The following is a 25758-nucleotide window of genomic DNA, read 5'->3' as shown; positions in this document are numbered from 1 at the left end:
CAAAACTATTACCGTTTAAATAGCCGTTCAAAAAAACAATGTTAAAAATGTCCATGGTTTGCCGCCTGTGCAACCGATATGGGTACCGTGAGGATCAATGCCAGCGCCTATTACCCATCTTTTTATCGGAATAATCAGAAAGTGATAACCAGTGATATCTGATAATCATGCGGCTCAGACAGATATGGGCGGAAGGGACATTTGCTGTTCTAAAACGAAACACAAACGGAATAAGATACAGAAAAGGGGCCTCCAAAAAGCGATGGAAGAATGCCTCTTATCGGCAACAGCATGAAACCTTAAAAGACTGATAAAAGCGGTGTGAGTAACCCGGATTTACCAGTCTTTCTATTTCGTTCCGGGATAGAAAGCATACAAAAATCCCTCAAAAAATGGATTTGTCAACAGGTCCTCTTTGGGATACTCCCTATATAAGATTTTAATAATAAAATCTTATATATAACTCAATCCAAAAAATTCTTTTTTCTTTAGACACAGAAAAAATTTCGCCTTTTCCAAAGCTATTTGGTGATGTTTTAATTATATCATGACTAAAGGTAAATTTTTATCAAAAAATCCAATAGACGTCTACAATCGGAGGATCTGATACTGCTATAGTTGGTCTGGTTATAGCTCTTACCCTATCTCCTTCTTTAAATTTACTTATGTCCTTATAATATAATAATATTCTATCTCCAGACCCATCGATAAGTGAAAAAGTTGATTTGTCTATGTCTACTAACAATTTATCATTAATTTGCATTACTACTATTCCACTTATATAATAGTCCTTAAAACGGAAGAAAACAGCACACGCCGAAACTATAAAAACAATTATTAATATTAATAAAACTACTTTCCATATTTTGAATTTATGTTTACTCACTTTCATCTCATCCTTTCATTTAATACGGATGCACACTTATTGTTTTAGTTTCCCTTGTTGCCTTGGCGTATACAGAAAAGCCTTCCCCAGAACTTTGCACCAACCCGAAAGCATATATCCAAAATTGTTATAGGTATAACTATACCGCCACGATAGTATTCTCGGTTTTTCAGACAAGTATATAGGGCACTAGAAATCTAATATAGAAAAATTAATTTCTAAATCGTCATAAAGATTTACTTTAACTTTGTCACTCATTGTATATTCTTCTATAAACTCATTTTCAAAATAATACACCGTAATTCTATTCTTATCAGGATCTACTATCCAGTATTCCCGGACACCGGCTGAGCGGTACTTAAATAATTTAATTAGATAATCCATACGCCTACTGCCAGGAGATACTACTTCAACAATCCAGTCAGGTGCGCCTGTGCAACCCTTATCTGTAATCTTGTTACAGTCGCATATTACGCTGATATCTGGCTCAACGTAATTTTTATCATTTTCATTGAGAAAAACTGCAAATGGAGATATAAATGGTTCACAGTCTCCTCCTGTTTCGGAAATATGATTGCTGATTACATTAAATAGCTTTCCAGTGATGCGCTGATGTTTTGTACTTGGTGGCGCCATGTAATAGAGCTGTCCATCTATAAGTTCCGCTCGTTTCCCTTCCGGTAAAGTATAGATATCATCAATCGTATAAATCTTTTCTTTTACTAATGCCATTTTATCTCCTCCAATCTATTACTATTGTACCTGATTTATCTGGCATATTCAACGTTTGAGTAAAATAATGTTAATGTCTGTATTAACAAGCAATCCCCCTTGAATAACTCCGTTAGAGTTGTTCAAGGGGGCCTGTTATTCATTATTTCGATTTTCTTATGACGGAATAGGCTCCGTAAAGTGTCTTTTTGTCTGCTTTTTTATATGCCCTTACTTTATAGTAATATCTCTTACCTTTTTTGGCCTTTTTATCAGTATAGGTAACGCTGGATGCTTTTTTCAGGTTCTTGATCTGCTTATAACTTCCCTTCTTTTTCTCAGAACGCCATACCTGGTAGCCGTCCACACCGCTTTGCTTTTTCCATTTCAGCTTGATTGCCGCCTTGCTCTTCGCACGGGTGATCTTCAGATTGGCTGTCTTAGCAGGGTTTACTGTAACCTTACAGGTCTGAGTGACCGTCTTGTCAGCGTTTGCCATGGCTGTGATCACTGCGGTTCCCGGAGCTTTTGCCGTCACATTCCCCTTTGCGTCTACTGCCGCGACTTCTGGTTTGGAGGATGTCCAGGACAAGCTGATATCCTGTGCGTAGGCTGGATAAACCTTTCCTGTAAGCGCTTTTCTTTTTCCCGGCGTCAGAGTCACTTCTTTCCCCGCCAGTTCGATATAAGCAGGACGGATTTCCGTTGGTTTTTCTGTATTTCCATCATTCCGGGGCTTTGTCACAATTACAGTAAATTCTGCTCTGGCCCTGGAGTTGCCTTTTGCCGCTGCGGTGATGACTGCTTTTCCTTCTGAGATGGCGTTCACCTTTCCAGCGCCATCTACGGATGCGACTTCAGTGTTATCCGAGGTATAGATCATTTCCCGGACTGCAGCATTTTCCGGTACGATAGAAGCCTGGATCTGTGTAGACGCGCCCATTTCCAGCACTGCATAGGCTCTGTCCAGTTTTACAGAATCCGGTCGAATCTCCGCCTTTGTATAAGGTACATCCGCCTGATACATGGTCAGGTAATCCAGGTTCACATTGCCTGTAGAATCACTGTCTACACTGTATGTAATCAAGTTGGCGCCCTTTTTCAGGGATAACCGTTTTGAACCGGTAAACCATTCGTTCCAGGTGATGGAGGTTTTGTCCATGTGTATGGTTTCTGCTTTTTTCCCGTTCACGTAGATGTTCATGCTGGCTCTGGCCGGAAGCTGACTTGTGGGTCTGTTCGTGGTCTCCCCATCCTTCTGTACACCGTATGCATAGCGGATTCCTGTTATATAGTCCCCTTCCTCCGGCGCATCTACAATAAAGCTCACTGCCGCCCCTTTTGTGTTAGGCACGTGGATGTAGCCTTCGCCCTGATAGTTACTGTTCTCCTCCTGTTTTACAGCTCCGCCTTCCAAAATAGCGTCCTCTGCCTGATACATGTCCCCCTGTCCGGGATCACCGGAGGGAAGCGCGAATTTTTTGTTTGTGGATGCGGGTGTTCCAAAGTTCGGAGTTCCATCTTCATTCCAGTCAAACTTTTTGATGTTTACCTGACGCCACCAGTTATCGCTTACCTCTTTATATACTCTGGAGTGATACACCATCCAGTCTTCTGTTCCATCCGCTGACTTGACAAAGGAAGCTCTTGCCGGGCCGGATACGCTGCTTGTGGAAGTAAAGACATTTCTCTGGGCATACCATTTTGTTTCATCCAAAAGTTCCTCTTTGGTCTCCCCCGTAAAGCATAAGGTTGATAAGCGATAGCCGTCTGTGGAATACCCTCCCTCAGACATGGTGATAAACAGGTCTCCGTCTGCATTTTTCAATGCTCTGGGTCCTTCTCCGCCGCCGATGGGAAGCATATCCCTGTCTTTTGTAACGCTGTCCGGCGTATCCATCTCTACGATAGCCGGGCCTGCCGGCTGATTTGCTCCGAGCGTCCCCCATACCAGAAACAGTGAACCGTCATACTCCATCATGGTAATATCATTCGCCCCCAGGATCACGCCGTCTTCACCACAGTAGAGAGGTCCAACGTCCTCATACTCTCCCATGGGATCATCTGTTTTCGAGCGGATACAGCAGGCAATGTGCATTTCATCTCCTCTCCGATACTGAGCTGCGGTCTCCGGATAGTCTTTTTCATAATTCAGTACATCCGCACAATAGTATATGTACCAGTGCCCGCCGTCCTTATCGTCTACAAAAAACATCTCCGGTGCAAAGATCCTTCTCTGCTTTCCGGTCATATCCATTACCAGCTTCTTCTCACCCTGGTCTGTCAGGGTTCTGGACTTGGAGACATAGATTTTGCATTCACTGTCATCATTGCTGGATGCGGACATATAATAAAAGCCATCTTTCTGAGCCACAAACGGGTCCTGCCCCTGATAAAGCGGGTTGGAAAATTCTGTGAAATAATCTGACTTCTGGGTTCCCACGCTCAGATACAGCTCTGTCTTTATCTCTGAGAGCTCGGCTGCCGCCTGGTTCATAGCCAGTATGATCTCATCTACCTCTTCCACATCCGAATAGTCCTGATCCCTGACTTCCTTTGCTCTGTGGATTGCATCCTCCAGTTTCGCTTTCACCTGCGCGCTTCCGTCTATATTCTGATATGCTCTTTCGCACTTTTCGATCTCTGCTCCCAGAGCTGCCTTTGCGTCTCTGTAATAGTTTTCCTTGGACTGGAACAGAGCGGACTCAGGGAGTATCTCACGGGCGATCGCGGGGCTCTCCCATTCCATCTTCAGCCAGGCCCCTCCCCAGCCCTGCAGATACTCCACTCTGATATCATGACGCCCTTCTTTCAGCGTGACAGGCTGGCTCTTTTGTTCCAGTTCCCATTTCTGGCACCAAAAGTCGATGATCAGCTCCCCGTCAATGTACAGGCGGAACCCATCGTCTCCCGTCATATAGAAGGTGTATGCCTCTTCCCTGGGGACTTCTAGTTCTCCTGTAAACTGGGCCAGAACAAACTGACTGTCGTCCCCGCTCCCGATTAGATCCGCAATCATAGGACGTAAATTTTCTCCATTCAGATTTCCGGTTCTCACACTTCCCAAAAAGTTACTTTCTTCAAAGGTAAATCTTGTAATATCATTCCTGTCCGAACCGTCCTTTGCCCGATACCAGGCCCCTGTCAGTCCGTGCCCCTCCTGGGTGGGGGCAGCCGCCACCGCTGTTGCCGGAACTGCCCCGGGCAGGAACATGGATGCTGCCAAAACAACTGACATCACTATATTTCTTACTTTTTTAAACATGGTAACCTCCTTATTTTCTGATATTCCTGTCTTAACTTTGCCAACTTCATTATAACGTTGTCCTACTCCCAGGGCTTTACAAAATTTTAACTGGAATTTGTAAATTTATAGGTACCGAATTGCATCGGGGGCAGTGTTTTCCTCAAACACTGCCCCCTGGGGTTAAAATACCTATTTGATTTTTACTGTCTTTGCGATACCGCTCTTTTTCAGAAGCTTGGCATATGCTTTTTTCTTCTTTTGAGGGGTGCGGATGACCGCTTTTTTATAAATCCCTTTCCACGCATTTTTCCCTATCTTTACAAGTTTTTCCGCCCTCACCACAATGGTCTTCAACTTAGCATCTCTGTAAAAGGCCTTGCTGCCTATGGATGTGACATTTTTACCTATGGTGATTTTCTGAAGCCTTTTGTATCTGAAAAACGCATTTTTAGAAATTGCAGTTACCCGGTAGGTGTCACCCTCTATGGTGATGGAGGCGGGAACTGTAATCGCTTTTAAGTTCTTCCTGGACGCCCCGGTTACGCTCACAGTCTTTTCGCTCACACTTGTAACAAGGTACTTCAGGTTTCCGGATGGGTAGATTTCTCCCACCTTCACAGAATTTACCGTCTCCTGCTCCTTTTGCTTTTCCTGAAGGGCTTTTAAGGCTTCCTCTGCCTCCTTTGCGGATGCTTCCGCCGCTCTTCTCAGCCTGTCTGCTTCTTCCCTGGCTTTTTGAGCCTCTTCTCTGGCTTTTTCTATCTCCTCTTTTGCTGCCGTAAGTTCCGCCCGTACAGCTTCCGCCTCCCGGCTTGATACCTCTGCGGCTTCCTCTGCGGCTTTCCTGGCCTTTTCTGCAGCCTGGACGGCTTTCTCTGCCTCTTTTACCAACTTTTCGGCTGCTTCGGCCTGCTTCCTGGCTTCCTCAGCCTCCGCTTGGGCTTTTTCCCGCTCCTCTTTGGAGGCGTCTGCCATCTCTTCTGCTCTCTTCTGTGCTTCCAGCGCTGCCTTCTTCGCAGCCTCTGCCTCCTCCTTTTGCTTTTTGGCCTCTGCCTGGGCCTGTTCTGCCAGCTTCTTTGCCTCCTCAGCAGCTTCTCTGGCCTCCTCAGCCTTCTTTACTGCTTCCTGTAAGTCTTCTTCCGTTACCTGGCCATCCTTTCTCACCAGCTTTCTGGCAGCTTCCACCAATGCCTTTACGGCAAGGTCTACCTGGCTCTGATCTGCATGTTCGTCTTCTAACAGCGTCTTGGCCTGATCCAGTGCTTCCCCGAATGCCTTCCAGCTCTTGGGAGTGTAGTCTGTTTCCTGTTTTCCTTTATGAAGATCATACACTTCCTGCAGCTCTGTCTTGTCCGCCTTGATCTCTTCCTCCAGTTCCATATCCAAATAATCCAGATCCGGCATGGGCTGTCCGTCCATTTTTCTCACATCTATGTTATTCTCCCCTTTTGCCAAGGTGACGCTAAACTCATAACCAATCCAGTTATCCGGACAAAGCCCGCCGCCTGATGCTGCGTTAAAAGGCAGAACATTTTTCTTCACAGACTGTGCTCCATTTACCTGAAGCTCTAGTCCAGCCCCCTCTTCTTTTGTGGCAGCTCCCAGATACAGATGATAAATTCCTGCAGTTTGGGCTTCCACTGTAAAGGATACGCCGTCACCGTCACTGCGAAGACCGGTCACTTTCTTTTTGCCGGAGGAATTGTAGGTTTCTTCCACAGCAGCTCCTCCCAGCAGGGTTCCTTCCTCCGCCTCATAACGGCTTCGCTTAGCAGTTTCCGTTCCGGAAGGCATATTTACTTTTCCATCATAGGCCAAGGCGGTTCCAAAGTGAGGGGTCCCGTCTTCATTCCAGGTAAACATCTGCGTACGCACGCCTCTTCCATTCCAGCCCTGTCCGGCCCCCCTGGTTGCATGATACACAATATAGTCCTCTGTACCATCCGGAGATTTCGTAAAGCAGGCATGTCCTGTGGAGTAAGTGGAGGGAGCGCTCTTGTGGAATACGGACTCTGTCCCTTTCTCCCAGTCCTCCGGATTCATGGGGTTCTCACCGCGCAGAGTCAGCCTGCCCAGACAGTAGTTGTCTGTCCAGCTTCCGCTGGCTGAGTAAATGATATTTACCACACCTTCCGGTGACACTGCGATCTGGGCACCCTCATTGATGGTGGGCGTCCCGTCCAGCTCCCAGCTGTATTCCGGCCTGGAGAGTTCTGCTCGCTCCCCGGTGATAGTCAGGGGATCAGACATTTCTGCTATATAGATTCTCTGGGATACATTTGTGGTGCCCTCCCATCCGGACCACACGGCATAAAGTTTTCCGCCGTACTCCAGAACAGTCTGGTCAATGGCCCAGCGATCCGTCTCCGGAGCCAGCTTTCCTTTAAATTCATACTCTCCAAGGGCATCCCCCGTCTTGCTCTCCAGCACGTACATCCGGTGGTCCGCTCCTGCTCCTGCTGTGTAGTAAATGTACCATTTTCCATTCATGTAATGCATCTCCGGAGCCCACAGCTCGCGGTTCGGTTCTCCGGCAGCCGGAGTATAGACCAACTGAGGCTCGGTTGCCGCGATACGGTTTAGTTCTTTCGCTTTCGATACATAAATGGCCTTATCCTGCAGAACCCGGCAGTAATAGTAATAGCCGTCCTGGTAGGTGACGTAGGGGTCTGCCCCAAAGTTTACGATAGAGCTGTCAAAGGCCCGGTCATCGTAGAACCTCACCTGGTAAGTAAGTGTAAAGGTCTTGTCTTTCTTGTGGGTCAGGGTCACGCTGGCTTCCCTACCCTGGATCACTGTAACTTCAAACTCTTCTGCCGCATCCGGGGATAATTCTGCAGCCACTTTGGGCAACTTCTCTAAATCTTGTACTTTTATCTGATATGTTAAGGTATCCCGTTCAAACCCTTCCAGGGCCTCTCCGTCCAGTGTTATCTTATCCACCTTCGGGTTGCTGGTATAGAAAATGATGTAATCCAGCTCTGAGAAGCTGTTTTCACGACCGGAATGAGTCACGGTAAAGGTATTTTCACCCTTCTTCAGTTCTACCTCCACTGGATACAGAGACCAGTTGTCCCATCCGTTTGGCTGGTAGGTGACAATCTTCGCCTGATCCTTCTGTCCATTTACATAATACATATGGGATGCATTCGGCTGGTCCGCTCCGCTTCCCGTTGCCAGCTCGATCCGGTAGCTTCCGTCTTTTGGAGCCTTGAGAGTATAGGTTACCGTTGCATCCTGGTTATCGATCATCCCTACCTTGTATCCCCCGGACGCATCCCCTCTCTCGACTAATTTAGCTACTCCCGCGAGCTGAGCGTTTTCCGCCTCCAGCTTGACTTTTACCGGAAGTACCTCCGCATTGGTATCCTCCTCCAACTCGTTTTTGCCCACCAGCAGAGAATTCTTGGCCAGGCGCACCTCCATCAGATTCCTGTCCGGTGCACCTGCAACTTCTTTTGCATATGCAATCGCCCAGTTCAGCCGTTCACTGGACTCTTCTGTCATGCCATCCTGAGAAGTCTGCTCTGCATCCTTCAGCACAACTGAGAGTTTTTCCAGCTCCTCCGAAAGATCCGGTTTGTCTCCCGTATGCACCATGACTTCATCAGATACCGTAGTCTCTTCTTTTCCATCCAGAGCGATGAGCTTTAAATAGTATGCCTGATCATTTTCAGGAAGGGTCAGTCCCTGTTTATCAGACCTGGAACCGCTCTTCCAGTGATTTAAATTGTAAACTTCATTTGTATAATTTCCCGGCTCTGTTCCGTAAATGATCTTATAGTTTTTAGAACTGCTGAATTTCGGGAACTTCAGTTGAATCGTTTTGTATGCTCCAAATGTCTCCTCAATATAACGGGACATGCCATCAAATCCGGCTTTATCCGCATCCGTAAGGGAGCGCACGGTTACATTGTCCGCGGTAAATGCCTTGTCATAGGATCGCAAGCCAATCATCCCGCTGGCATATCTGGCATCCACAAACCTGGTTATCATCTGATCATCCAGATACAGTGCAATGCGGTCCCCGTAAACCACTGCCTTTAGAACATACTCCGTTCCCGCCTCAAATGCCGGCAGATTCTTCCGCATGGTCTGATGCCAGTCACCATCCGCATAACCGATGATAAAATATCCGGTACCATCCCGATTGTTTCCGATTCCATAGTAATATCCATTATAGCCGTCAGAACCATTTTCCTCCACACCTGTAACACGATACATTAGGCCTGCATTCTGTTCTCCTTTGGCATCCAGCGCTACCGATACTTCGGCCACATAGTCTTTCCAGTTCTCGTCCCCTGCGACCGCTTTTACATTGTCACTGGAGCCCATGGACAGTTTGCCTGCCTCAAATTTCATTCTGCTCTTGTCCCCGCAGAGACGCCATTTTTCAGCAGATGCAGCCGTATCTTCAAAATCATCTGAAAACTGTGGCACAACTTCTTCCGGCACATTCGGGTCCGTTTTCTGGTCAAACTGCCCCTCCTCCTCAGCGGTTAGCCTGCGCACTTTAAAATAACCGGCTTCAAAGGGTTGGTTCCAGGAGCGTAACCCTACGGAACCATACGGAAATTTATCATCCGTAAACTCATAATACTGCTGGCCGTCCACATAAACTTTAAACTGATTTCCGCAGACCAGAATCTTTAAATCATAAACCTTCCCGGGTTCATATTGGAATGCCCGCACTTTTTCAATATCATTCCAGCCACCGTTGGCATATCCCACGTTCAGGCCGCCTCCGATTGCATCAATCCCCACATAGTATCCGAAATAGCTGTCCGCGCCTTCCTCTGTCACATCCGTGCAGCGGAACATCACTCCGAAGTCTCTCTGAGGATTTTGTGGTCCTTTCAGCTTGGTTTCTACTGCATAGTTCTCCCACTCTTCCTCGCCGGTTCCTGCCATGATTTTCAGGTTTTTGCTGTTGCCTACCTTCAGGCCGCCGTCTGTAAATTCCACGGCTCCATCCGGATCATACACCGTCCATTTTGTCCTGCTGTTTTCGGCGCTTGAAAAATCATCCTCGAACAAATGATTTTCGATTCCAAGCTCCGCGTATTCCTCCTGTGAGATCTCTCTCACCTCAAAAGAGTTGACATCAAAGGATTGGTTCCAGGAACGGACCCCGGCGCTTCCTGACTCATAGAGCGGAACCGGTCTGTCACCGCTTCTCATATTGGAAATCAGCTCATCGTAAAGTTTAACGCCATCCACATAGACTGCCAGGCGCTCACCTGCTATGATGGTCTTCAGTTCGTATGTTTTTCCCTCTTCGTAGGTAATGCCGCCAGGCGCTGCGATTCCGTTCCAGCCTCCGTCTGCATAGCCTATATTCAAACCTTCTGCAATGGCGTTGATTCCCACATAATACCCCTTGTATCCGTCCGAACCATCCCCGATATCGGAGGCCCTCAAGATAATGCCGAAGTCCCGTTCTGCCTTACCAGTGCCTGTCAGCCTGGCTACGACCGCATAGTCTTTCCACTGCTGCTCACCGGTCATAGCCTTTATGTTATCACTGCTGCCCACAGACATTTTGCCCTCTTCAAAGGTGACAACATTTTTCGGGTCATACAAAGTCCACTGCTTTTTGCTCGCAGCAGGGTCACTAAAATCGTCTTTAAAGGAAAGAGGCTGCTCTTTTGCTGCTACAGCCTTGACTTCCTCTGTGACCTTCTCCACTCCATTGACCAGCATTGAAATTTGAAAGTAATAGTCCTCTCCCGGTGTCAGTCCGGTCAGAACCGCTTTTTTATCAAAGAAATTTTCTGCTGTCCTGGTATAATTGCCGCTCTCAGTGCCATAGTGCACGGTATAGAAACCATCGGCGCGGTCAATGTTTGTGTTCAGGGTCACACTGGTTCCGTCTTTGCTAATCACCGCGCTGTAGATCTCCGGCTGAGTAAACAAATCTACCGGAAGAATCTCCAGCTTTGTGATGGTTACGTCCTTTCCAAAAAAGCGGATATTATTGTATTTTCCATATCCAAAGTGGAAATACCTGTTGGTTCCGGGTACGATCTCACAGAGATTCTCCGCAGTCATGGTGCCGCTTCCGTCAAACCGGACAGACTCGCTGTATTTTTGGTTAATGTTCATCTCCATAGAGCCTGAGCCCTCGTAAGAGATACGCAGGGTATAGTCCTCCGCAAAAGGCATCACGATATTGTCAAACTCCGTTACCCTTGTACCATTTTCTTCATAGATTTGTGCATCTTCCAGGGTTCTTTCCGTTACTCCATCAGAACACGGCTCTCCGATCACCGGAATCTGCGTAATGCGGATACGGGTACATCCATAAGGCACCAATTCAATTTCTCTCTGGAGGCTCTCATCCGGTGCGATGGGTGAATAGGGCGGCTCAGGAACCACGTTTCCTTTCAGCTTCCACTGAGGAATGAGCTGGCCTTTCACCTTCATGGTAATCGGCGCATTGTCCAAAATAAAGGGCTGAAGAGAGATTTCATCTTCTGCAGTTATCTCAAATGAGCCCTCCGGATCTGCCTCATTTAACACCAGGCCGTAATTCCAGTCACTGGCAGGATACACTTCCTTGCGGTCAAATTCTCCCACAGGATCATACTGAATCTCTTTGGCTGCATCATCGGTTCCGATTCTCCAGTCCTCTTCCACTTTTACCGCAAAGATAAGAGGTCCATACTCTACCGCCTGGGAATTGTTGAACCAGGTGGAGGTTCTCACCTTCATGGGGAAGGTCACGCTTACCTGGTCTCCCGGTTTCCACTCCCTGTTTAAGACAGCAAATCCCTTTTCCTGCACACTCAGGTCTGCTGTTACTCCGTTTATGGTCACCTCCGGCTTCTCACACCAGGCGGGAAGACGCAGCTTTAACGGGAATTTGGCTGTGTCACCGGAATAGTTTAAGGCTATGGTGTCCTTAAAGGGATAGTCTGTCACTTCCTCAAAGACGGCTGTTTTTCCGTCCGCCACTTTTGCGGTAACTTGATTCGGGCCATAGGCCACCACTGCCAGGCCATTGTCCTTTGTGGCCATCCACATGCTCTGGACAAATTTCGGCCACCCCATATGCATGTTGGGGAAACAGCATTCAAATCCCGTTAGGGCGCCGTAAGCGCTGTCATCTCCGTGATCGCAGTCAAACTCATGGTTTCCATGCGTTCCCAACACCTGGTTTTGTGCCTGGAAATAGTTGTGTCCCGTGTAATCGGGTGCATAACCGGCCGGAAGGTTATTGTAAGCTGTCTGCTCAATCTGGTCTCCCAGCCAGCTCTCCCCCGTGATTCGGATAGACATCTCATTTGACAGAAGGCTCTCCACTACCGAACAGAGCTCTGCTCCCCTGTACGGATAGTTTTCCCTGGCCCCCTCGTCTGCATTGGCCAGGTTGTCCACTCTCCCGTGATCCAGCCCCATGTTGAAGATTCCCTGCTTCAGAGAGTTCACGTCTCCCTCATGACCGGGCAGCTGACTCAGCACAGCCGGTGTCTTCATCGCCTGAGTGGTGTTTACCACGTGTTCACGCACAGTGGTGTCATTAAAAACTGCATTCCAGTCCAGACCACTGTCCTGGGACTTTGTCTGGCTGGCGAGCACAGACGCCAGGTCTATGATCCAGTCCGTTGCTGTGGGATCACTTTCGTCGTACACTCTGTTATAATACCATAACAGCACTTCAATATTGTCACCGCCTCTGGATGCTGCCCAGGAGTTTAGAGGCTTCCCAGGCAGGCGCTGCAGCTGATAACGAAAATACTTTTCAAAAAACGGAAGAACCCGCTCATCCGGTTTTCCCTCCTGCTCCGTAGCCTCATAATAATCCCGGATAACCTGAAGTATGACCATGCGGGGCCACCAGTCCCAGTTGTCAGAACTCCCGTCCCCGTCATTTACAGGTCCCATAAAGCCGTTCTCTCTCTGGCTGTCCAGAATGAAGTCGATCCATTCCATGGCCTTGCCCTTTAGTTCCTCATCCCCCAGAACCCAGGCCAGGGAGGTCAGTCCTCTCAGATAGTAGGCACCCTTTTCCCAGCCGTCTCCTTTACCCCCTCGCCATCCATTATCCGGTCCATAAAGGCTGTACTGGTCATGAATGGCACCTGTAAGGCCGTTTTTCTGTAGGTAAAGCTGTTGCTTTAACCAGTCCTTTGCCTCCACCGCCCCCATCGGCAGTTGGACAAATGCGTTTTCATTCAGCTTTCCCTGATTAGAAAAATAGTTCAGATTGCCTGTTTCCTGCACCTGCTGTACCTGCTGCGTACTGGCGGCAGCATGGACAGGGGGCATAGACGGAAAACAGGCTCCTGCTATCATCGTTATTGACAGCAAGAATGAAATAATCCTTTTCTTCATAAGTCTACCTTCTCCTTTTCCTTGTGGTTTTCTCATACCTATTGTTTCATCGCAACTGTTCAGTACCTTCACAGTTACATGCAAAAATTTATTTAAAATCACCTTCGGTGATGGGATTTTTGCACTCCTGAATCTTTTTCTTACGGTCAGCGCAGTAAATGCGCAGACCTGTTAAACAGTTACGTTTCATCTTCATTATAAGATTTTGCCGGGATGGAATCTTTAGAATAATTTAACGGGAATTTGTAGATTTATAATGTCCCCCAATATTTCCTTCTTCTGTTCCTTCTTCTCACACATCCCCGTTTACCTCACGCAAAAGGCCAGTGCTTCCAAATTGGAAACACCGGCCCGTATATCTTATCATACTTACACTATTTGATTTTTACACCTTTGCCCTGGCCTGCTTTTTTCATCAGCTTGCGGTAGGCTCTGGCCTTACTATTCGGCACATTAATATATGCCTTTTTGCAGATTCCCTTAAATGCATTCTTTCCAACTGTTTTCAGCACATTGGTCTTTACCGCTACGCTCTTTAGACGGCTATTCTTGTAGAACGCGCTGCTTCCTATGGTTTTCACATTCTTTCCTATGGTAACCTTAGACAGCTTCTTACAGCTCTTAAACGCGTTTTTCTCCACTGCTGTCACCTTATAGCTGCTTCCCTCTATCTTCATAGCGGAGGGGATAGTCACAGATGTCACATTTTTCTTTACCGGACCGGAAACGCTCACAGTCCTGGCTTGTACACTGGTCACTTTATAGTTCAGTATACCATCGCTGTAAGTCTGGCCTTTTTCCACCTTCTTAGTGTCCGGCTCCTCCAGGGCTTTCTTGAGGGCTGCTGCTGCATCCTCTGCCCTTTTGGCCGCTGCCGCTGCCTCCTGTCTGGCTTTTTCCGCCTCCTCTTTGGCTCTTTGGGCTTCTTCTCTGGCCTTCTCTATTTCTTCCTTGGCCGCACTTAGCTCCTTCTTAAGCGACTCTGCCTCTGCCATGGATTTGGCTGCCGCCTCCTCCGCTGCCGCTTGGGCTGCTTTTGCTGTATCAACTGCCCTCTGAGCTGCCTCAGCCTGCTTCTGGGCCTCTGCTGCCTTTTCTGCCGCCTCTTTTGCTGCTTTTTCTGCGGCCTCTTTCTCTTCTTTGGAGGCATTCGCCATCTCTTCGGCTTTTTTCTGTGCTGCTTCAGCTGCATCTTTTAAGGCTCTGGCCTCCTCTGCAAGCTTCTCCGCATCCTTCTTGGCCTGCTCTGCCAAAGCTTTTGCATCTTCTGCGGCCTTCTGGGCTGCCTCCGCCTTTTTGATTGCCTCTGCGAGTTCCTCCTGCGTAATCCCACCTGACCCGTTCTCAATCAGAAGATCTAAGGCTTCCTGAAGACCTGCTGCCGCTTTATCAATCTCAGCCTGGTCATATGGATTGATCTCTTTAGCCGCTGCCAGAGCGGTTTCTACTCTCGCATAGGATTTTTCCGTATACTTATCTTTTTCCAGCTTCTCTGCCTGTGATATCAGGTTATCCAGTTTCGCCTTATCCGCCTGCTCCAGTACTTCCCCGTCCACAAATCTGGTATTGATACTCAGGTTGTCAAATACGGAGGTTCCAGCCTGGCTGCAGAATCCCACTTTTCCTTTCTCAAAGGTATCATCCGTGACCGCAAACATTGCCTTTGGGGCATTGTTCAGATAAACCCTCAGGCTGCTGCCCCTGACCTCTGCGGATACCGGATACGCTGTCCCTGTTTCCAGCTTCCATGCGCGCTCAGCAAGAACTGTGTCTGCCCCCTTTTGGGATTTTATTAGCTGTATTTTGTCTTCCTTTACATTCAATACCACTCTGTAACCATCCACACCGTCTGCGCTTTCGGAAGCACGCAATGCAAGTGCCGGACAGGAATCTTCCTCCTCTGCCAAAAGATCAGCGCTTATTCTGAAATCCTTCAGAGCATTGGCATCGATAAAGGCAGAGGATTTCCCGTTTGCCTGATAGCTGCCCTCTTCGTTTTTCCATATGCCGTTTACGTCCCATTCTCCTGTGCCGTGGGCAAAATCGCTGCTGTAGTTTGGAATGCTTGCTATACGGATATTGTCAATGGTGGAATCGCTCTGGAATCCGCGGATGGACGCTCCTCCTTCCGTGTAGGTGGAATCCACAATGTCCACATAGGGCGTCTTCACATCATCTACATATACCTGAATGCGCGATCCAAATACGGCAACCCTAAGCCTGTGGGTAGTTCCCTTTTTCAGCTCCGGTACCTTTACATTGGCCAGTTCCTTCCAGTTATTGTTCATCCTGCCCACCTGTACATAGCCGTTGCCGATTCCCGCATAGTAACCGTCCAGGCCGTCCGAACCCACCAGATAATTGGCAGATCGGAAGGTAAATCCTGCATTTCCGTTGTTGTCATACAGGTTATCCAGGGTAATATCCGCCTCGTAGATACCGTCTGCCATACGCATGTCTCTCATGATCAGCTTATCCCCGGATCTTGCGTGAAGCTTCAGCGCTCCATCCGTAACGTTTGCCGTAATGTCTTTTCCCATTTTTTCATAGCGGTTGTCCAGATCCGTGTCTGAAAAATCATCGGTATAATCCACATCTTTCTGGCCTTCTCCTGCCTCAGCCTGCACTGCCTCATAGGATTCAGGAGCCACTACCACGTCCTCTGCCCCTTTTAGTACTGTCACATCACCGCTAAATCCGCTTCTGTCATATACATTAATGGCAGGCTTGGGATCATTGTCCACATAGACACGGATCTGTTCATCAAACAGGGTGGTTTTTATGTCATATTCCGCTGCAGGCTCTTCCATCTGCGCACTGGCCAGTGTTTCTCCGGTCTTTACATTCATGAGGGTAACACTGTTTCCATCCTCAGATACCTCCACCCGGTATCCGCCCTGGTTGTCATTTCTGACCACGTAGCCTTCTTTTTTCTCCAGTTTTGCTTCTACGCTGTAGTTGTCCTCCTCTGTCCTGATTACTTTATCCTGGTCAATGACGCCGTTTAGTGTCTCGTCAGCAGGGTTCAAAATCAATGTAGGATTCACAGCATAGCGCCCGTATGTGGAGGTATAGATGCGAAGGCCGTTCTGGTTCTCTGCGTCCTCTTTTACCTCATAGGTAACGTTCAGTGCCTGGCCTTCTCCCATAGCCGCCTTGATTTCTTCCAGCTTTTCATCCGAAATATTTAAGTTTACCAGGTATCCGAAATCGCCTGCGCTGGTCTGTCCGTTGTATGGACTGTTCAGTGTCAGGGTCCCCCTCATGTCGCGGGGGTTATCCGGCAGATATACAGTGTCAACCTCCACCCCGTTGATTGAGACAGTCAGATCTGACGCGCGTTCTCTTCCCTCCGCTGTCTGACCCCACTGGGAGGAGAAGGAGGAGAGGAATTTATCTGTTCCAATCTGTGTTTTATAGGAGGAAGCCTCCGCCAGTACACGCATTCCCTTCAAATCCTGTAAGTTGAATCCCTCCGGAAGTGTGTAGCTGTATGTCTGTGCACCCGTTCCCTCCGTGGACATCATCTTCCCATTTCCGACTTTGGCTTTCATTACCACAGAGCCGTCTTTGTTCTGCTGGGTGTATTCCTTGTTTCCTGTGGTTTCATCCGCAACCACTACGTTCGTAAAGTTTTTCGCCAGCTTGGCTCCATTTTCATCTTCCAGCCATACGGTGAGCGTGCCTACGCAGGCCTGAGCCGGGGCTGTGTAGCTGATGGTGGCTGTAGATTTCCGGTAAGGGCTTAGATTGAGCACCTTTTCCCCTGATTTTCCCGTGCTGATGCTGTTGCCATAGATGTCCGTCCCATCAAACCGCCATTTCATTACCACCTTATCCGGAAGCTCATCTGTCCAGCCAATGGCCATGGCCTTTGTTTTCATCTTCTGTCCCGGCGCTACATTTCTGATTGGCTGGTCTACTACACCCACATACACTTCCTGGGTCAGATCCTTCATTGTCATATCCCCGCCGTATGCAATTTCATCATATCCGAAGACCTTCATCTTTCTATCATAAGTCATGATACCATTTCGTTCATACTCAACATCGAAGGGCTCCGTGTAAACAAAACCGCTCTGTTTCTCATAGCGTCTCTGGATATCTGTCATATATTTGAAGCAATAGGATACGTCAAAGTCACCTGCATAAGCTCCCACACCGCCGTATTCACTATTCAGAAGCGGGTCGCCGTCCTGGACCTCCCCGAATTTAAAGTTATCTGTAGATCCCACAAAGGCACTGTTTGTCCAGCGCTCCACGGTGTCTAAGGTTCCCTGATAACTGTCCGGATACATATGGTAGGTATTCAGCTCGGTGGGCTGTACGTGATCTCCGTTGCAGGCGCTCATATCCTCCACCAGCAGGTTGGGATTCAGGGATTTTGTCTTGTGGAAAAGCTCCTCTACCCAATCCTTTGTACTCTTCCCGTCCGCTGCCACCACATCGCGTTTTCCGTCAAAATAGGCTTTCTGAAGTCCCCAGGTTTCATTAAAGAGCATCACGGCCACAATGGAGGGATGGTTGTAGTTCTGCTGCATCATGGCTTCCAGGCACTCTTCATAGTATTGACGTCCCGGAGTCGCATCCCCTGTCTCATCAGGTACCATGGCTGTGGCGTGAGGCATGTCCTGCCAAACCATCATGCCCAGCTTATCACACCAGTAATACTGCAGAGGATCTTCCACCTTCAGATGCTTACGGATCATATTAAAGCCAGCTTCCTTCATCTGAAGAATGTCGTATTTCAATGCCTCCTCCGATGGTGCTGTGTAAATACCGTCCTCCCAGAAGCCCTGATCCAGAAGTCCTGACATGTAAACAGGCTTGTTATTTATATAAATATATTTCACACCCAGATTTTCATCAAAATATTTTTGCTCTACCTTTCTCATACCAAAGTAGGTATCCACCGTATCCAGCACAGCTCCCTGGCTGTCCTTAACTGTCAGTGTTCCGTAATACAGGTTTGGGTCATCGTAGTTCCACAGCTTTGGATTTTCTATAGTGATGGCATTCAAATCCACGGTATTCTCTCCAGCCTCCACCTGAATCTTCTGGGAGCCCTTCATGACAGACCCGGTGGAAACATCTTTCTCGTTCTCCACATCATAGATTTTGCTCTCAAAATCATACTCTACCGTCAGCTCCTGGGCTGTATCGGAAGAAATATCCATGGTGTAGGTTACTGTGGAGTGATCCACATCTGTGGAGGCCTTCGCATGATCCAGGTATGTTGCACTTCTGGCTTCCAATCCCACCGTCTGCCAGATTCCACTGGTATGAATATAACCGCAGGGGGCATTTCTTCCCTGTTTTCCGATCAGGGCGGGATAGCTGTCATCTCCATAGCTTCCCTTGTCCTCTACCCAAAGGGTAATGGTATTTACTTCCCCGGCCTTTAAGTACTCGGTTACGTCAAATTCAAACGCATTGTAGCCGCCGATGTGTTCCCCAACTTCCTGACCATTTACCCACAGTTTACACTTCCAGTCAACGGCGCCGAATTTCAGGAACACCTTCTGTCCGTCCCAGTTCTTATCTACGGTTACCTTTTTCTGATACCAGGCCTGGCCCATATAGTTGGGATCTTCCACCCCGCTCAGGGAAGACTCCCAGCAGAACGGGACGTTGATCATGCGTTCCATCCTGGCATCCGCCTGATACCAGCCGTTCTCCATCCCCTCTTCATTGGGATCAAAGGAAAAATCCCACCATCCGTTCAGATTGACAAATCCGGTTCTCTCCCAATCTGCCCTGGGCCGTTCAGATCTCGTCTGCTCTGTTGCAGATGCCGGCTGTACGACCAGCATTCCTTTGGAGACAATGTTTCTATCCCCAGATACGGCCTTAATTTTGTAGGAGCCCGCCTTCAGGCCGGGCAGATTCAAGCTGACTTCTCCCTTTGAGACGGAGAGCACCTCAGGCATCACAGGGGGATTCATAGGCTGCCCGTTGGCTTTAACCAGCTCAAAGGTGGTATCCTGTGTGAATGCCGCCCCGTTTACCGTGATATGTCCGTCAAACTCCTCTCCCTCGGTCAGGTTGGCGCTACTGATATCAAAGTCTGAAATATATACCTCTGAGTAATCTTCCGGCAGATAGAATGCCGTTGAAGGCACGATTCTCTTTTCCATGCCTTTGTCATTGCTCCAGGACAGTGTTACATGCGATCCGCCCTCAAACTCAAAATAATCGGTCTGGAAAGTATAGTATCTGCCCGCTTCCAGGTAAACCTCTTTGGTTGTCTGCAGCTTATCCCAGGAATTTCCGTCCCAGTAGTTGATCAACTGTTCCCCGTTTATCCAGAGACGGATTCCATTGTCAGCAAACCCGTAAAATGTGTAGTTCCCTGTCTCCGGGACTTTGATACGCCCTGTCCAGCGGACCCCGGCTGCATCTTCCTTCCCTGTTTGTTCCTTTAATTTTCCGTCCATGTCCCCATAGTTGATATTGTAGTCAATGCTTTTGGATTTCAGCTGGTCAAATACTACCCCTGTTCCTGCTCCTTTTGTAGTATAATACTCTGCCGACAGCCCATTATATGCCTCACCCCGGGTTTCTCCGAGTGCAGTGTTCTGGGGCGCCATCTCCTGGTCTTTGGGTACATCCGTGCTATTTGGGTCATCCAATGTCTCTGTCAGTTCTTCCTGTGCATTAGAAGCCATTACCTGCATCCCCGGAGCGATCCCGGTTACTGCCATGCCTGCCGCCAGTGCCATGCTGAGCAGTTGAGCTCTTCTTTTTTTCATGTTCTACCTCCTTGTTTCAATCCACGCACGGTAATTTAATAGAGTACACCTACATCTTTCGTTGCGTAGATTGGCCTCATCTATGTTCGGTTTTATCATAACACTTTGTATATTTATAGTATTTATAGTAATCGGATCTCTTTTTATGTTTTTTTATCCTATATTATTTAAATATAAAAGACTCCGTTCTGTGCCTGAACACAGAACGGAGCCGCTGCCCGCTGTTATTTGATTGTCACGCTGCGGGGCTGTCCCGCCTTCCCTTTCTTCAAGAGTTTTCGATACGCCCTTTCTTTTTTATTTGGTACATCAATGACCGTTTTTCCGTTAATTCCCTTCAGGCAGTACTTTCCAACCTTTTTCAGCTTGCCGGATTTTATGGTGATCCTGCTCAGCTTACGATCTTTGTAAAACGCCTTACTGCCGATCTTTTCAATGTTGCTTCCCAAAGTAACTCCTGTGAGCTTTTTGCAGTTCTGGAACGCCTTTGACGCCACTTCCGTCACACGGTACTTCACACCCTCCACAGTCACGAGTGCGGAAACTTTGACGCTTTTTATGCTCTTATTCTTTGCCCCTACCACAGCCGCTGTCCTTTTCCCGGTATTCAAAATCCGGTATTTTAGTTTGCCGTCTGTAACGATGTTTCCCGCCTTCACCTTCTCTTCGTCTTTCTGTGTCTTATTCTTTTTCAGCAGCTCTTCCAGGTCTTGCAGCGCTTTTTCTGCTCTCTTGGCTGACTCGACTGCTGCTTTTTGGGAGGCCTCCGCCTCCTCTTTGGCTTTCTGTGCTGCTTCCTTCTCCCTTTCCAGTTCCTCCCTGGCCGAATCGCATTCCCCACGCAGGGCTTCTACTTCTTTTCCAGCCAAGTCTGCTGCCTCCTCTGCCCTTCTCTGGGCTTCCAGCGCCGTTTTTACAGCCTGCTGCGCCTTCTCTGCTTTCTGCCCCGCAAGTTCTGCCGCTTTTGCAGCCTCCTCTGCTTTTTTCTGCGCCTCTATCTTCTCTGTCTCTGACGCATTTGCCAGATCCTCCGCCTTCTTCTGGGCCTCCAGAGCAGCCTGCTTTGCCGCTTGTGCTTCCCTTGCCAGGGCTTTTGCCTGGTCTTTTGCCTTCACAGCCTGGTCTCTCAATTCTTCTGCCGCTTTCCAGGCTGCTTCTGCTCTGGCCAGTGCTTCTTTTAGTTCCTCTTCCGTCACTCCTCCCGGCTCATCTGTCTGGGTAAATTCCTCTGAATCCGGGGTGTTCATGGCAATACTCAGCAAGTCTGCTGCTGTTGCAAATTCTATCTGGTTTGCCTCCGTGTATGCATTTACTTTTGATGCGTAGTCTTTCGCCCGCGCCAGCCTTTTTTTGCTTACTGGGGTAAAGCTATTGTCATCAAGTCCTTCCGCTTTTGCTAAAACAGCCGCAAATTTTTTGTATTCCATCTCGGCAGATTCCCGCTCGCCGGTATCTACAGCAATTTCATTGGAATAAGCCACTTCCGTATTACCATTCATTGCAAGTACTTTTACATACCACCGGCCCGGTTTCAGGGTGGAAAATGCTGCTTTATCATGGGTAAAGATGCCGGACCCCTTGTATCCATTAAAATAGATTTCTGTAAACTCATTTGTATAAACGCCGCTCTCCTCACCAAAAAGTATTCGGTAGGAGGTGGCATTGGAAATCCTGGGAAATTTCACCTGTATGCTGTCATTTGCAGAATACCCTGTGATTTCCATCTGCTTTTTCAATTCTTCCAGTTTTACGATAGCTTCCTTGTCCTCGTCGGTCAATCCCCGCACCTGCACCTGGTCCGCCACAAAACTCCTACCATAACCTCTCAGTCCGATCTTGCCTTTTGCGTGGTCTGAGTCCTGGATCAAAGTTATTGCTTCTCCGTCAACGCTGAATAAAAGCTTGTCTTTATATGCAGTTACCTGAAGCTGATGGGATACTGAGGTATCCAGCTTTAGCGCTCCGGTTTCCAGCTGTTTCCATGTATTGCTGGATTTCCCGATTTCATATCCAGCGCCATTGATACCAAAGTAATATCCATAGTAGTTGTCTGCTCCGGATCCTTCCCTTGTGGTTCTCACCAGAAGGCCTGCATTTCCATCTCCCTCTTTTAATGTGATATCTGCTGTGCAGACCATGTCGCTCCAGCCCTCGTTCCCGGCCACAGCCTTGACGTTATTGCTGCGTCCAAGCTGCATCTGCCCGTCTGAAACTCCGATGAGTGCTGTGTCCCCCACTTTGGTCCAGTTGGCATCTGAGTCAAAGGTATCCGCAAAATCAGGTACAATGGCAGGCTCTTCTTCCTGGTTTTCTTCAAATACTGTTAAATCTTCCTGTGCAATATTTTGGATCGTAAAATCATAGACAGAAAATGCTTCATTAATTTTCTGCTGCGGGTCATAGAACTGGAAGTGAGATTTTGTCCCATCCTCCGTTGCCGCAAATCCGGTATATTCCGTCACCTGGTGTGACTTGTGCGGAACCATCTCCTCCGGCTCATCGGGGACCAGTGACTCAAATACCTTTAGATCTTCCTCTGTCACAGGTCTCACTCTCATGTCATGGCCTGTAAATGGTACTTTATAAGAGCGCAGCCCCACGGTTCCCAGTGAAAATTTATCATCCCGGATAACAGCCACAAGCTCCTCGTTTAAATAGATTGCGAACATATTGCTGTATACCACTGCTTTGATGGTATATTTCACCCCGGCCTGAATATCGTCCTTCGGGATAACCTGCAGATCGTGCCAGCCTCCGTCCGCATACCCGATCATAACACCGGGCTTTCCGTTGGCCATGCCCACACCTGCATAATATCCATGGTAAGCATCCGGACCTTCTCCGATATCGGTACACCGGAACATGATTCCTGCATTGTTTCCCTTTACCTCATCCAGAGTAAGGTCTGCCTCCGCTACATAGTCCACCCAGTTTAGTGCTCCCTGGGCATCCAGGACAGCTTTTTGTCCTTCTGAGGTTCCAAACCTGATTTCTGATGCCCTGGTGGTGTTTTCATGAGCTTGAGCCTGTACCACAGCTCCTCCCAGCGCATTCCAAAGACCATCCGGTCCGGTCATGTAATTCAGTGTGCTGAATCCTTCATAAGAAGCAGCCGGCACATTGGGATTTGGCTTTAAACCACCCTGATCCTCAGACACTTCCAGTACAATTTCACGGCTCTCCATCTCTTCCCCGCAGATGGTAGCGACAACTTTTGCATAATAGTTTTTCTCTTTTTCCAGACCCTGAAGAGTAGCGGTTCCGGATGAAAATCCCCGTACCGTTTTCGTATAGATACCTGGTTCTGTACCATACAGTACTTTATAAGGAGTCTCCTGGGCATCCAGATTTGTGAGAATCTTTCCTGTAGAACCGTTTCGGATGGCATTTACCACGGAAATTTCCGTTATTTCCCTGTTCAAGAATTCCACCTTTACTTCTTTTACACGGATGTCTCCGGTAAAACGGATGTTATTGTATTGTCCGTCTTTGAACTGAAAGCCCCCGGATAAGAGATTCTTTAAGCCTGCGATCTCAAAGTCACCCGTCACTTCCTGGCGGTACTTGCTGTTAATGATTACGGTTCCGCTTCCTTCGGCTTTTACCTTCAATTTATAATTTTGAGCTTTTGGCACAACAATATTGTCAAAATCCTGATAGGTAATGCCATTTCTGGTGATAAGGCTGCCTTCTGTGCGCACCACGGCTTCGGTATCTGCTTCATTATTCATGGTGGGGAAATGGGTGATGCGCAGCCTTTGGCATCCGTATGGTACCAGGGTGATTTTCTGCATTTCCTCAGCACTGTAATCTATCGGTCCAAAGGGCTGGGGACCCGCGATGTTCCCATCCAGTGTCCACTCTGGCAAAGCCACGCCGTTTGCAATGATTTCAACCGGAGCGCTGTCAGATGCGAAGGGCTGCAGGGCCACCTCATCGGTCTCCTTTAACTCAAAGGACGCATTTTCATCCGTGACCAGACCGTAATTCCAGGGACTGGCGGGATATACCTCCCTCAGAGGAAGCTCCTCTTTATGCTCCACCTTCAGCTCCCTGGCGTCGTTCTCCTCATAGGTGCGCCAGTCTTCTTCTATTTTCAGGCCGTAAATCAGAGCGCCTTTTTGTACAGCTGTGGAATTGTTGTACCAGGTAGTCAGTTCAATCTCACTTTTAAAGACTACGCATACTTTGTCACCCGATTTCCACGTCCGGTTCACAGTATAGAAAGCGCCTGTTTTAACACCCTTTAGGCTTTCTCCGTTTACCGTAACCTGAGCATCCTTTGCCCACTCCGGTATTCTCAGATCCAGATCAAAGGCAGCGGTATCTCCGCAATACTCCAGATTCACGGTATCTCTAAAAGGATAGTCCGTCTTCTGGACAAATTTGGCGGTCTTCCCATCCGCCACCTTCGCGGTCACCCGGTTTGGCCCGTACGCGGCCAACGCAAGCCCGCCGTTCGCCTTTGCCATCCACATATTCTGGACAAACTTAGCCCATCCCATGTGATTGTTGGCAAAGCAGCAGTCAAATCCCAAGGGCGCACCAAACGCGGAGCTGTCCCCGTGGTCACAGTCAAATTCATGATTGCCCAGAGTGTTCATCACCTGGTTTTGCAGTATGTAATAGGCATGTCCAGAATAATCGGAAGGGTATGCAGCCGGAAGAGCATTGTAGGCCAAAAGCTCCAGACGGTCCCCCATCCAGGCTTCTCCCTGGATCCTCATAGCAATCTCCGTGGAGAGAAGCCCTTCCACCGTACCGCAGGTCTCCGATCCCCTGGTTGAACGATTTTCCCTGGCTGCCTCATCTGAGTTTGGAAGCCCATCGATACGCCCATGGTCTATGCTCATATGGTCCAGTCCGTTTGATAGGGCGCTCCGGTACTGTTCTCCGTCTTTGTACTGAGAATAGACAGCCGGGGTCTTCATGCCTTGGCTGGTGTTTACCACATGGGTGCGAACCGTGGAGTTATTGTAAATATCTTCCCAGTTATTTGTCTGCCTGTATATCAGCTCACCCAGATCCAGCAGCCATGCTGTCCTTTCCGGGTGAGCTTCCTCGTAGATCTGGTTATACAGCCAATATACGATTTCCAGATTGTCTCCTCCTCTGGCATCAGCCCAGTTGGAAAGGGGACGCCTCGGAAGCTCCTCTGCCTGATACCGGAAATAGCGCTCAAAAAAGTCCAGTATTTTTCCCTGGAGGGTTACTTCACGTTCACTTCTCTCCAGTGCCGGCTTCTGCTCCACAGCCTCGTAGAAGTCCCGGATTGCGCAGAGCATGGGCATCCTGGACCACCAGGAATCGTCATTTGCAGGCCCAAAATATCCACTGTCCTGCTGGCTTCCCACTGCCCATTCCAGCCATTGCAGAGTCTCATTGATCAGGTCCTGGTCATTTAAAGCGTAGGCCAATGCCGTCAGTCCCCGGATGAAATACGGGCCATTCTCCCAGGTGTTGGCTCCCGGGCCAGTAGAACCAAGCCATGCGCTTCCCTGGTCATTGTAATCATGAAAATATTTCATATTTCCAGTGATGCCGTTCTTCATCAGCAGAAGCTGATTTTCCAGCCAGCTCTCTGCCCGGACAGCGCCGAGCGGGAGTTGGATGAAAGGATTTTCCTTTAATTCCCCCTGGTTGTTTAGATAGTTTTCTGCCGCTGCAGAATCCGTTTGCAGTCTTGCCGTTTTCGGCACTTCCGGCGCAGCCTGTACCTGATAGCTGTTTAGCGACCCGGCTGTCATACATAGCGCCAGAGCAAGAGCAAACCATTTTTTGATTTTCCTGTTCCTCATAATGATCCCCTTTCCCGCTGTTTAATA

6 protein-coding genes are annotated in these 25758 nt (G+C 48.4%); all 6 read right to left on the bottom strand.

Annotation, left to right across the window (positions count from 1 at the left end; genetic code table 11):
• Positions 1 to 568: 568 nt before the first annotated feature.
• Positions 569 to 886: a hypothetical protein gene (locus AC0THY_RS08695; protein WP_489994033.1), complete on the bottom strand. Its 318-nt coding sequence runs from the start codon at positions 884 to 886 to the stop codon at positions 569 to 571.
• A 189-nt stretch (positions 887 to 1075) separates the two neighbouring features.
• Complete coding sequence (locus AC0THY_RS08690; RefSeq protein WP_489994032.1) at positions 1076 to 1618, bottom strand: Uma2 family endonuclease; 543 nt, start codon at positions 1616 to 1618, stop codon at positions 1076 to 1078.
• Positions 1619 to 1760: 142 nt separating this feature from the next.
• Positions 1761 to 4862, bottom strand: a complete 3102-nt coding sequence (locus tag AC0THY_RS08685) for a family 43 glycosylhydrolase (RefSeq protein WP_489994031.1) — start codon at positions 4860 to 4862, stop codon at positions 1761 to 1763.
• Between the two features lie 171 nt (positions 4863 to 5033).
• A complete protein-coding gene (locus AC0THY_RS08680) occupies positions 5034 to 13181 on the bottom strand; it encodes a family 43 glycosylhydrolase (protein WP_489994030.1) in 8148 nt (2715 codons plus the stop codon).
• Positions 13182 to 13555: 374 nt separating this feature from the next.
• Positions 13556 to 19933, bottom strand: a complete 6378-nt coding sequence (locus tag AC0THY_RS08675) for a PA14 domain-containing protein (RefSeq protein ID WP_489994029.1) — start codon at positions 19931 to 19933, stop codon at positions 13556 to 13558.
• Between the two features lie 224 nt (positions 19934 to 20157).
• Positions 20158 to 25731 (bottom strand): leucine-rich repeat protein, encoded by a 5574-nt coding sequence (locus tag AC0THY_RS08670; protein WP_489994028.1) that lies wholly within the window; start codon positions 25729 to 25731, stop codon positions 20158 to 20160.
• Positions 25732 to 25758: the final 27 nt, after the last annotated feature.

The organism is Ruminococcus sp. 8Y-12 (genome assembly GCF_058119865.1).
The sequence above is the reverse complement of the archived record's forward strand: the minus strand, read 5'-3'. Positions and strand labels throughout refer to the sequence as shown.

Bases quoted from the DNA above. Each gene is read 5' to 3' on its own strand.
- AC0THY_RS08690 (WP_489994032.1), bottom strand. From the start codon at position 1,618: ATGGCATTAGTAAAAGAAAAGATTTATACGATTGATGATATCTATACT.
- AC0THY_RS08680 (WP_489994030.1), bottom strand. From the start codon at position 13,181: ATGAAGAAAAGGATTATTTCATTCTTGCTGTCAATAACGATGATAGCA.
- AC0THY_RS08685 (WP_489994031.1), bottom strand. From the start codon at position 4,862: ATGTTTAAAAAAGTAAGAAATATAGTGATGTCAGTTGTTTTGGCAGCA.
- AC0THY_RS08675 (WP_489994029.1), bottom strand. From the start codon at position 19,933: ATGAAAAAAAGAAGAGCTCAACTGCTCAGCATGGCACTGGCGGCAGGC.
- AC0THY_RS08670 (WP_489994028.1), bottom strand. From the start codon at position 25,731: ATGAGGAACAGGAAAATCAAAAAATGGTTTGCTCTTGCTCTGGCGCTA.